Here is an 11640-nt window from a genome sequence, read left to right as displayed (position 1 = left end):
AATCGTGGACAACCTCATTGCGCTGCTCGTCGCGGCGCCCCTGCTCGGAGCGGCTGTGCTGCTCTGCGGCGGCCGACGGCTCGACCGCGCCGGGCACTGGCTCGGCACGCTGCTCGCCGCCGCCTCGTTCGTCATCGGGGCGGTGCTCTTCGTCGACATGCTGGGCAAGGGCGCCGAGCACCGGGCGCTGCACCAGCACCTGTTCAGCTGGATCCCGGTCGAGGGCTTCCAGGCCGATGTGGCCTTCCAGCTCGACCAGTTGTCGATGACGTTCGTGCTGCTGATCACCGGTGTGGGCACTCTGATCCACATCTACTCGATCGGCTACATGGAGCACGACGAGCGCCGGCGCCGCTTCTTCGGATATCTGAACCTGTTCCTGGCGGCGATGCTCCTGCTGGTCCTCGCCGACAACTACCTGCTGCTGTACGTCGGGTGGGAGGGCGTCGGTCTGGCGTCGTACCTGCTGATCGGCTTCTGGCAGCACAAGCCCAGCGCGGCCACCGCCGCCAAGAAGGCGTTCCTGGTCAACCGGGTCGGCGACATGGGCCTGTCGATCGCGATCATGCTGATGTTCACCACGTTCGGCACGTTCGCCTTCGGCCCCGTCCTCGCGGCGACCGGGGGGACGAGCGAGGGCAAGCTGACGGCGATCGGCCTGATGCTGCTGCTCGCCGCCTGCGGCAAGTCGGCCCAGGTGCCGCTGCAGTCCTGGCTCGGTGACGCGATGGAGGGCCCGACCCCGGTCTCCGCCCTCATCCACGCCGCCACCATGGTGACCGCCGGCGTCTACCTGATCGTCCGCTCCGGCACGATCTTCAACGCCGCGCCGGACGCCCAGCTGGTCGTCGTGGTCGTCGGTGCGGTCACGCTGCTCTTCGGTGCGATCGTCGGTTGTGCGAAGGACGACATCAAGAAGGCCCTTGCCGGGTCGACGATGTCGCAGATCGGCTACATGATCCTGGCTGCGGGGCTCGGCCCGATCGGCTACGTCTTCGCGATCATGCACCTGGTGACGCACGGCTTCTTCAAGGCAGGGCTCTTCCTCGGCGCCGGTTCGGTCATGCACGGCATGAACGACGAGGTCGACATGCGGAAGTTCGGCGGGCTGCGCATGTACATGCCGGTCACCTTCATCACCTTCGGTCTCGGCTATCTGGCGATCATCGGCTTCCCCGGCCTCTCCGGCTTCTTCTCCAAGGACAAGATCATCGAGGCGGCGTTCGCCAAGGGCGGCACCGAGGGCTGGATCCTCGGCGCGGTCACGCTGCTGGGCGCCGCGATCACCGCGTTCTACATGACACGCGTGATGCTGCTGACGTTCTTCGGCGAGAAGCGCTGGCAGCCCGATGCGGAAGGCCATGAGCCGCATCCGCACGAGTCCCCGAAGTCGATGACCATCCCCATGATCGTCCTGGCGTTCGGCTCGGTCTTCGCCGGGGGCTTCTTCTCCATCGGCGACCGCTTCCTGAACTGGCTGGAGCCGGTCACCGGACACGACCACGGGCACGCCCCGGTCGGCGCCGCGACCGTCACCGCCGCCACCATGGTGGTACTCGTCATCGGCGTCGCCATCGCCTGGGCGATGTACGGGCGCAGGCCGGTACCGGTCGTCGCACCGCGCGGCTCGCTGCTCACCCGGGCCGCCCGCCGCGATCTCCTCCAGGACGACTTCAACCACGTGGTCCTGGTCCGCGGAGGCGAGCACCTCACCCGCTCCCTGGTGTACGTCGACCACACCCTGGTCGACGGCGTCGTCAACGGCACGGCCGCAACGATGGGCGGGCTCTCCGGCCGGCTGCGCAAGCTGCAGAACGGCTACGCCCGCTCCTACGCGGTCTCGATGTTCGGCGGTACGGCGATCGTCATCGCCGCGACCCTGCTGATGAGGGCGGTCTGATCACATGTCCTTTCCCCTCCTGACAGCGACGGCGGCGCTCCCGGCGATCGGTGCCATCGCCACCGCCGCCGTCCCGGCCGCCCGGCGCACCGCCGCCAAATGGCTGGCGCTGCTCTTCTCGCTGGCCACGCTCGTACTGGCGGGCATCGCGCTCGTCCGCTTCGAGCCCGGCGGCGCGCGCTATCAGCTCACCGAATCGCACGCCTGGATCAAGGACTTCGGCGTCAGGTACGAACTCGGGGTGGACGGCATCGGGGTGGCGCTCCTCGCGCTCACGGCCCTGCTGGTCCCGTTCGTCATCCTGGCCGGCTGGCACGACGCCGACCCCCTGGAGACGAAGTCCTCGCGCTGGCGGCCCACCCAGGGCTTCTTCGCTCTGATCCTGATGGTCGAAGCGATGGTGATCCTCTCCTTCGAGGCCACCGACGTCTTCCTCTTCTACATCCTCTTCGAAGCCATGCTCATCCCGATGTACTTCCTCATCGGCGGCTTCGGGGACCGGGCCCACACCGGCAGCGACGAGAACGCCGCGGCACAACGTTCTTACGCGGCCGTCAAGTTCCTCCTCTACAACCTGGTCGGCGGGCTCATCATGCTGGCCGCCGTCATCGGCCTGTACGTCGTCGCGGGCACCTTCTCGCTCTCCGAGATCGCCGAGGCCCGCGCCAACGGCTCGCTCTCCATGGCGACCAGCACCGAACGCTGGCTGTTCCTCGGGTTCTTCTTCGCCTTCGCGGTGAAGGCCCCGCTCTGGCCGCTGCACACCTGGCTGCCCAACGCCATGGGTGAGGCGACCACCCCGGTCGCCGTCCTGATCACCGCGGTCGTCGACAAGGTCGGCACCTTCGCGATGCTCCGCTTCTGCCTCCAGCTGTTCCCGGAGGCCAGCAAGTGGGCGACGCCGGTGATCCTGGTGCTGGCGCTGATCAGCATCGTGTACGGGGCGCTCCTCGCCGTCGGCCAGCGCGACATCAAGCGGCTGATCGCCTATGCGTCGATCTCGCACTTCGGCTTCATCATCCTGGGCATCTTCGCGATGACCAGCCAGGGCCAGTCGGGCGCCACGCTCTACATGGTCAACCACGGAATCTCGACCGCCGCGCTGATGCTGGTGGCCGGCTTCCTGATCACCCGGCGCGGCTCGCGGCTCATCGCCGACTACGGCGGGGTGCAGAAGGTGGCGCCGGTCCTGGCCGGCACCTTCCTGATCGGCGGTCTCGCCACTCTGTCGCTGCCCGGGCTCTCTCCGTTCGTCAGCGAATTCCTGGTCCTGGTCGGGACGTTCAGCTCCTATCCCGCGGCCGGCATCGTCGCCACCACCGGGATCGTGCTTGCCGCGCTCTATGTCCTCGTCCTCTACCAGCGGACGATGACGGGCCCGGTGAAGGCCGAGGTCCAGGGCATGGCCGACCTCAAGGCCCGGGAGCTGGTGGTGGTCGTCCCGCTGATCGCACTGCTGATCTTCCTGGGTGTCTATCCGAAGCCGCTGACGGAGATCGTCAACCCGGCGGTGCAGCACACCCTGTCGGACGTCCAGAAGAAGGACCCCCAGCCCGAGGTGGAGGCCGCCAAGTGAGCGCAACAGCTGTCCACAGCCTGTGGACAATGGCGGGCGGGGTGACGACGGCCGCCCCGGACGAGAAGTTCAAGGCACCCGTCATCGAGTACGCCCAGCTGGCCCCGGTCCTCATTGTGATCGGTGTCGCCGTCGTCGGCGTACTCGTCGAGGCCTTCGTGCCGCGCCGGGCCCGCTACTACACGCAGGTCTTCCTGGCCGTCGTCGCCCTCGCCGCCGCGTTCGCCGCGGTCGTCGGCCTCGCGGCCGGGGGGTACGGCACGACGAAGGCGCACCTCGCCGCGATGGGCGCCGTCGCCGTCGACGGACCCGCGCTGTTCCTGCAGGGCACCATCCTGCTGACGTCGCTGGTCGCCGTCTTCACCTTCGCCGAGCGGCGGCTCGACCCCGTGGCGCACGGCAACCGCGTCGACTCGTTCGCCGCACAGGCCGCGTCGGTCCCCGGCGGCGAGAGCGAGCAGGCCGCGGTCAAGGCCGGGTTCACCACCACCGAGGTCTTCCCGCTGCTGCTCTTCTCGGTGGCCGGCATGCTGGTCTTCCCGGCGGCCAACGATCTGCTGACGCTCTTCGTGGCCCTGGAGGTCTTCTCCCTCCCGCTGTACCTCCTGTGCGCCGTCGCCCGCCGCAAGCGGCTGATGTCGCAGGAGGCGGCCGTGAAGTACTTCCTGCTCGGCGCCTTCTCGTCGGCGTTCCTGCTCTTCGGGATCGCCCTGCTGTACGGGTACGCGGGCTCCGTCTCGTACGCCACGATCGCCCAGGTGGTCGACGGGTCCGTCCCCCAGATCGACCCGGCGCTCGCCGACACCATGGGCAACGACGTGCTGCTGCTGATCGGCGGCGCGATGATCCTGACCGGGCTGCTCTTCAAGGTCGGCGCCGTCCCGTTCCACATGTGGACGCCGGACGTCTACCAGGGCGCCCCGACCCCGGTCACCGGCTTCATGGCCGCGGCCACGAAGGTCGCCGCGTTCGGCGCACTGCTGCGCCTGCTGTACGTGGTGCTTCCGGGTCTCAGCTGGGACTGGCGGCCGGTCATGTGGGCCGTCGCCATCGTCACGATGCTGGGCGGTGCGATCGTCGCCATCACCCAGACCGACATCAAGCGGCTGCTGGCCTACTCGTCCATCGCGCACGCCGGGTTCATTCTCGCCGGTGTCATCGCGACCACGCCCAGTGGCATCTCCTCGGTGCTCTTCTACCTGGGCGCGTACTCCTTCGTGACGGTCGGCGCGTTCGCCGTCGTCACCCTGGTGCGCGACGCGGGCGGCGAGGCGACGCACCTGTCGAAGTGGGCCGGGCTCGGCCGGCGCTCACCGCTGGTCGCCGCGGTCTTCGCGGTGTTTCTGCTGGCCTTCGCCGGTATCCCGCTGACGTCGGGCTTCGCCGGAAAGTTCGCGGTCTTCAAGGCGGCGGCGGAGGGCGGCGCCGGCGGCCTGGTCGTGGTCGGTGTGATCTCGTCCGCGATCGCCGCGTTCTTCTACATCCGGGTCATCGTGCTGATGTTCTTCAGCGAGCCGAAGGCGGACGGCCCGACGGTCGCCGTCCCGTCGCCGCTGACGATGACGACCATCGCGGTCGGCGTCGCGGTCACACTGGTGCTGGGCCTGGCGCCGCAGTACTTCCTGGACCTGGCGAGCCAGGCGGGAGTGTTCGTGCGGTAACACGGAGACACTGCGAGAACGCCGGACGGGCACCGGAAGTCAAGCCCGTCCGGCGTTGTCGTACCCGGCGCCTATGGTGGCAGGGGACGGCGCAGGACAGAACAGGGCAGACCCCCGGGGGACAGAGCGATGGGCGGGACGGGCGTGACCATGGACGTGACCGAGAGCACCGAGAGCGAGGCGCAGCGGACGCTGCACCGGGTGTTCGGGTACGAGACGTTCCGCGGCGAGCAGGAAGCGGTCGTCGACCATGTGGTGACGGGCGGTGACGCCGTCGTCCTGATGCCGACCGGTGGCGGAAAGTCCCTCTGCTACCAGATCCCGGCCCTCGTCAGACCCGGTACGGGCGTGGTGATCTCGCCGCTGATCGCCCTCATGCAGGACCAGGTGGACGCGTTGCGGGCGCTCGGTGTGCGTGCCGGGTTCATCAACTCCACGCTGGACTTCGACGAACGCCGGGTGCGGGAGGCCGAGTTCCTCGCCGGTGAGCTCGACGTGCTCTACCTGGCGCCGGAGCGGCTGCGCCTGGACTCCACGCTCGATCTGCTCGCACGCGGCAGCATCTCCGTCTTCGCCGTCGACGAGGCGCACTGCGTCGCCCAGTGGGGCCACGACTTCCGGCCGGACTATCTGGCCCTGTCCGTGCTCGGCGAGCGTTGGCCCGACGTACCGCGGATCGCCCTGACCGCGACGGCGACGAACGCCACGCACCAGGAGATCACCCAGCGCCTCGGCATGCCCGGTGCGAAGCACTTCGTGGCCAGCTTCGACCGGCCCAACATCCAGTACCGGATCGTGCCGAAGTCCGACCCGAAGAAGCAGCTGCTGACCTTCCTCAAGGAGGAGCACGCCGGGGATGCGGGCATCGTCTACTGCCTCTCGCGCGCCTCGACGGAGAAGACCGCCGAATACCTCTGCCGCAACGGCATCGAGGCCGTCCCCTACCACGCGGGTCTGGATGCCGGGACGCGGGCGCGCCACCAGGCACGGTTCCTGCGCGAGGACGGCCTGGTCGTCGTCGCGACGATCGCCTTCGGCATGGGCATCGACAAGCCGGACGTGAGGTTCGTCGCCCACCTCGACCTGCCGAAGTCCGTCGAGGGCTACTACCAGGAGACCGGCCGCGCGGGCCGCGACGGGCTGCCGTCCACGGCCTGGATGGCGTACGGCCTCCAGGACGTCGTGCAGCAGCGCAAGCTGATCCAGGGCGGCGACGGCGACGAGGCGTTCCGCCGTCGCGCGGCCGCCCACCTCGACGCGATGCTCGCCCTGTGTGAGACCGCCGACTGCCGCCGGGCCCGGCTGCTGACGTACTTCGGCCAGGAGCCGCAGAAGGCGGCCTGCGGCAACTGCGACACCTGCCTGACCCCGCCCGAGACCTGGGACGGCACGGTGGCCGCGCAGAAGCTGCTGTCCGCCGTGGTGCGGCTGAAGCGGGAGCGGGGCCAGAAGTTCGGCGCGGGCCAGGTCATCGACATCCTGCTGGGCCGCAAGACCGCGAAGGTCATCCAGTTCGACCACGACCAGCTGTCGGTGTTCGGCATCGGTGGAGAGCTGTCCGAGGCGGAATGGCGGGGCGTGGTGCGGCAGTTGCTGGCCCAGGGACTGCTGGAGGTCGAGGGCGAGTACGGCACGCTGGTGCTGACCGGGGAGAGCGGCTCGGTGCTCGGCCGGGAGCGGGAGGTACGGCTGCGCAAGGAGGCGCCGAAGCCCGCGTCGCGGTCCTCGAAGGGCGAGCGGAGCCCGAAGGCGTCGGCGGCCGTCGCCGAGCTGGCCCCGGAGGCGGTACCGGTCTTCGAGGCACTGCGCGCCTGGCGCGGCGCACGCGCGAAGGAGCAGGGCGTCCCGGCGTACGTCATCTTCCACGACGCGACGCTGCGCGAGATCGCGTCCGCGCGCCCCGCCTCCCTGGCCGAGCTGGGCACGATCAGCGGCCTCGGCGAGAAGAAGCTGGCGACGTACGGGGAGGGGGTGCTGGAGGTGCTCGCGTCGCTCGGGGAGGCCGGGGCGCCCGCGCCGGGCGACGGGGAGCCGGCCGCGCATCCGGTGGGGGCCACCCGTCAGCCGGCGGCCCCGAGCCCGGTCGCACCCGCGGTCCCGGGTGCGGACCCCGAGTTCGGCTGGGACGAGGAGCCGCCCGAGTACGAGTGAGCCCGGGGCCGGGCGGTGCCGGACAGCCTCGCGGCTGTCCGGGGCGTGCGCGCCGGAAACCGGATCGGGCCCCGATTGCGGCTGACCGCCTCCCGCCGCGGTCAGCCCCTGCCCCCGGTCGGCCCTGCCCCCGGTCAGTCGCCGTCGTCGCTGCTTGCTTGGCTGCCGCCCGCGCTCCCGCCGCTCCCGTTCGCCTTGTCCTGACGGACGTTCCGGTGCACCGCGTGCGCGGTCCACTCCTGGCGTACGAGGTCGCGCATCGACGAACGGGCCCTCCAGCCGCCCTGCGCCACCGCGCTCGACAGACCGATCGCCGAGACCAGCGCGGCCAGTGTGCGGCTGCGAGGGTCCGGGAAGCCTGCCGTCTGGGCGGCCGTGAAGCGTTCCCGGACCGTGGCCGGCAGGTCCGGGGCCGCCGCCGGGTGGCGGTGGTACGGCAGCAGGCCGAGGAAGCGGTGGGTCTCCCTGCGCAGGACCGCGCGGCCGACCAGGTGGCCCAGGCACAGCTCCTCGACGTGCCGGCCGGTCCGCCGTATCCACTGCTTCGCGCTGACGCCGCCCGTGAATCCGCCCTTGTCCGGGGCCGGCAGACTCCCCAGGACCTGTGCGAGGAGCGGGTCCTGGGGAGTCAGCGGGTTGATCACCCGTATCCGGCCGAGCTGCTCGGTGATCCGGCCCTGGAGCTCCAGCTCCGCGAGGACCGCGCCCGCCATCCCGTACTCCAGGAAGCGGTTGCGGCAGTACGGTCTGCCCCGCTGCGGGTCCAGGGCGAGCAGCAGCAGTTCCTCGGGGAGCGTGAGTCCCGGGTGGGCCGGGGTCATGGTGTCGGCACGATTCGGCCCGTCACTTCGCCGAGACCCACCCGGGTGCCGTGCGGCCCCGGTGCCCAGGCCGTCAGGGTCACCTCGTCGCCGTCCTCGAGGAAGGTCCGCTTCCCGTCCGGGAGGTCCAGCGGGTCGCGGCCGTTCCAGGTGAGTTCGAGGAGCGAGCCGCGCTGGCTTGGCTCGGTACCGCTGACGGTGCCGGAGCCGTACAGATCGCCGGTGCGCAGCGACGCACCGTTCACCGTCATCTGTGCCAGCATCTGGGCGGCCGTCCAGTACATCGTGGCGAACGGCGGCTCGGCCACCGGCTGCCCGTTGATCGCGACGGTGATCCGCAGGTCGAGGCCGCCGGGCTCGTCCTCGCCGCCGTCCTCCAGATAGGGGAGGAGCGGGAGGTCCCGGGCGGGCGGTGCGATCCGGGCCGCGTCCAGGGCCTCGAGCGGGGTCACCCACGCCGATACGGATGTGGCGAAGGACTTGCCGAGGAACGGTCCCAGCGGGACGTACTCCCATGCCTGGATGTCGCGCGCCGACCAGTCGTTGAGCAGCGAGAGCCCGAAGACATGGTCGCGGAAGTCGCCGAGTGCGACCGGCCGGCCCTGCTCGGAGGGCACCCCCACCACGAAGCCGACCTCGGCCTCGATGTCCAGCTTGACGGAGGGGCCGAAGACGGGGGCGGCGTCGGTCGGAGCCTTGCGCTGGCCCGAGGGGCGCACCACATCCGTACCGGAGACGACGACGGTGCCGGACCGGCCGTGGTAGCCGATCGGAAGGTGCTTCCAGTTGGGGGTGAGCGCGGCGCCGTCCGGTCGGAAGATCTTCCCGACGTTGGTGGCGTGGTTCTCGCTCGCGTAGAAGTCGACGTAGTCCGCGACGGCGTACGGCAGATGGAGCGTCACCGCGTCTACGGGGTGCAGCAGCGGCTCGATGTCCGCACGGTGGGCCGGGACCGTCACCCAGGCGGTGAGCGCCCGCCGGACGTCACGCCAGGCGGTGCGGCCGGCAGCCAGCAGCGCGGTCAGGTCCGGCTGGGCGAGGAGCTGTGCGTAGGGTGAGCCGAGCGCGTGCGCCGCGGCCCCCGCGTCCAGTACGTGGTTGCCGATGCGGACGCCGACCCGGCGCTCCCCGGGGTGACCGGTCGTGGAGAACACACCGTACGGAAGGTTGTGCGGACCGAAGGGGTCGCCCTCGGCCAGATCGAGCGGACTGCTCTGCTCGGGCATCTGTTGCTGCCTCGCTTTCAAGGTCGCTTGGGGGACACGTTACGTCGGCGGGGCTGTCTCGCGGCAGTGCCCCAACTACGCCCGATGCCCGGAAAGTTCCTTCGTACGCCCATGTGGGAGAGGGTGCGGCGTCGATTCAGCCCGCCGTGCGCGCGATCCGCTTCTCCCAGGTGCGGTGGAAGACGATCTCGCTGCCGTCCGTGCACACCACCTCGTCGAAGGTCAGGAAGTCGGTCTCGTCCGCACTGATTTCGGACCGCGTCTCGATCTTCACGTCCCACTTCACGGCCTCGGCGGTCTCCGGCCGGTGGAGCCGGATCGTCCACTGGGAGCGGGTGCGCGCGGACAGCGGGTCGTCCTCCTGGATCGTGTACGTCTCCTCCGCGTCCTCGGTGACTTCGAGACCGTCCGGGTAGACGCGCGTGCCGCCGTGGCGCGGGTCTGTCTCCAGCCGCCACTCACCCTTGGCGACGTCGCGGACCACCAGGCGCTCGGGTCGCGGCTCGTCGAGCGTCACCGGCTGGACGACGCCGAGCGGCTCCGAGTGCTCCGCCTCCTCGAACATGATCGGCGGATCCTCGGTGCGGCGGCGCACCGGCAGTTCGACGAAGCTGCCGTCCGCGTCCAGGGTGAACCCCGCCGAACCGGCCTGCGGCCAGATCCACGGCCAGTACGAGGAGGAGACGGCGAGTCTGATCCGGTGGCCGGGCGGGAAGGCGTAGCCGATGCCGTTCAGCTCGAACGTGACGTCCTCCGTGGCGCCCGCCGGCCAGTCGTCGGACCGGTCGAGGCCGTGCCGCGCGGACAGGTTGAGGACGCCGCGGGTGACGAGGGTGGAGGAGCCGTCGGGCGCGACGTCGCAGAGCCGGGCGATCGCCTGGCCGCGCGGTACGTCCATCCGGATCCGGAGCTTCACCTTCGGACGCCCCAGGATCTCGATCGGGGCGTTCTCGACGGGGAACTCGAAGGAGACCGACTTGGCGTCCTCGTCACGCTGGTCGGGCGGCAGATCGGCGTCGTTGCCGATCGGGACGAACCGCCCGGCGTCCAGCCCGGTCTGCTGCGGCGAGCGGACGGTCTGCGGCCCGCCCCGGAGGGCGTACGTGAGGGGCGTGACGTTCTCCGAGGGCCAGCCGGTGTCGCCGACCCACCGGCCGGGAAGCGACTCGTACACTGTCGCGGGCCGGTGCGACCCGCTGATCCAGGACCGCAGCAGCGGCTCGGACATGACGCCGGTGTCCTTGTCCTTCAGGTGCTGGTCCCACCAGCGCAGCGTCTCCTGGAGGAACCCGATCGACGGCCCCGGCGGCAGGCCGCCGTCCGGATACTGGTGCGACCACGGCCCGATCAGCCCGCGCACCCTCGCCGGGTCGAGGCGTTCGACGAGCCGCAGGACGGTGTCGCGGTGCGGGTCGTGCCAGCCGCCCACCGCGAGCACATGCGCCTGGATGGCGGAGCAGTCCTCGCGGACACTGCCCCGGGTCCAGTAGTCGTCGCGGGTCTGATGTGCCAGCCAGGTATGGATGTACGGGGCGAGCCCTTCGAGCCGCTTCAGCCACAGGTCCGTCCAGTCGTCGCCGACGTACGCCGGGTCCGGCGGCCGGGCGGTGAAGGCCAGCAGGGCGGCCGCCCTGGCGTGCATGTCGACGGCGAGGACCGAGCCGCCCAGGTAGTGGACGTCGTTGTCGTACCGGTCGTCGGACGAGCAGACCGCGACGACCGCCTTCAGCGGCTCCGGGGCGAGCGCGGCGATCCGGAGCGCGTCGAAGCCGCCCCAGGACATCCCCAGCATGCCGACCCGGCCGGAGCACCATTCCTGCTGGGCCAGCCAGTGGACGACGGCGACCCCGTCGGCCAGCTCCGTGGTGTCGTGCGCGTCGCCCGGCAGGCCCTCGCTGTTGCCGTGCCCGCGCAGATCGACCCGTACGCAGGCGTAGCCGTGGCCCGCGTACCAGGGGTGGCGCTGCCAGTCGCGCGGCGACGTCCAGTCGCTCAGCCGGTACGGCAGGTACTCGAGGAGCGCCGGCACGGGTTCGTCGGTGACCGGCCGCCAGACCCGGGCGTAGAGCTGTGTGCCGCCCGGCAGCGGGATCCAGACGTCCTCGTGGGCCGTGTCGTACGGGAACCGGGTGCGGATGTGCATGGCGTACCTCGGGGGACGGGGTGCGACGGGGCGCAGGGTGCGCCCGAGCCGGGGTGCGGCGGCGGTGCCGGCCCGCACGGGCGGGAAGCCGGCGTCGTGGTTACGCCCGGCCAGGTGACGTCGGCCGCGTGTGTACCGGACCGGGCCGGAGCTCGTCGCGCG

General features: G+C 70.7%; 7 protein-coding genes. 4 read left to right on the top strand and 3 right to left on the bottom strand.

Annotated features, from left to right (window positions below; genetic code table 11):
• The first annotated feature begins 4 nt into the window (after positions 1-4).
• The 4 genes from nuoL to recQ all read left to right on the top strand — a co-directional run bounded on the left by nuoL (position 5) and on the right by recQ (position 7288).
• Positions 5-1900, top strand: a complete 1896-nt coding sequence (nuoL, locus tag OG878_RS17390) for an NADH-quinone oxidoreductase subunit L (protein ID WP_328887627.1) — start codon at positions 5-7, stop codon at positions 1898-1900.
• Positions 1901-1904: 4 nt separating this feature from the next.
• Entirely contained in the window at positions 1905-3476 is a 1572-nt protein-coding gene (locus tag OG878_RS17385) for an NADH-quinone oxidoreductase subunit M (protein WP_328887626.1), read from the top strand.
• A complete protein-coding gene (gene nuoN / locus OG878_RS17380; protein ID WP_328887625.1) occupies positions 3473-5137 on the top strand; it encodes an NADH-quinone oxidoreductase subunit NuoN in 1665 nt (554 codons plus the stop codon). The genes OG878_RS17385 and nuoN overlap by 4 nt, the downstream gene beginning before the upstream one ends.
• A gap of 150 nt (positions 5138-5287) precedes the next feature.
• Entirely contained in the window at positions 5288-7288 is a 2001-nt protein-coding gene (recQ, locus tag OG878_RS17375) for a DNA helicase RecQ (protein ID WP_328887624.1), read from the top strand.
• 134 nt (positions 7289-7422) lie between these two features.
• Here recQ and OG878_RS17370 read toward each other — a convergent pair whose 3' ends face one another.
• From OG878_RS17370 to OG878_RS17360, 3 genes are all read right to left on the bottom strand, one after another.
• Positions 7423-8109 (bottom strand): GOLPH3/VPS74 family protein, encoded by a 687-nt coding sequence (locus OG878_RS17370; protein WP_328887623.1) that lies wholly within the window; start codon positions 8107-8109, stop codon positions 7423-7425.
• The gene (gene fahA, locus OG878_RS17365; RefSeq protein ID WP_328887622.1) at positions 8106-9335 is read right to left on the bottom strand and encodes a fumarylacetoacetase; all 1230 of its coding nucleotides are present in this window, start codon (positions 9333-9335) and stop codon (positions 8106-8108) included. Before fahA ends, OG878_RS17370 begins: the two co-directional genes overlap by 4 nt.
• A gap of 136 nt (positions 9336-9471) precedes the next feature.
• Positions 9472-11478, bottom strand: a complete 2007-nt coding sequence (locus OG878_RS17360) for a CocE/NonD family hydrolase (protein WP_328887621.1) — start codon at positions 11476-11478, stop codon at positions 9472-9474.
• Between the last annotated feature and the right edge of the window lie 162 nt (positions 11479-11640).

The organism is Streptomyces sp. NBC_00316 (genome assembly GCF_036158715.1).
Classification (GTDB): Bacteria; Actinomycetota; Actinomycetes; order Streptomycetales; family Streptomycetaceae; genus Streptomyces.
The sequence above is the reverse complement of the archived record's forward strand: the minus strand, read 5'-3'. Positions and strand labels throughout refer to the sequence as shown.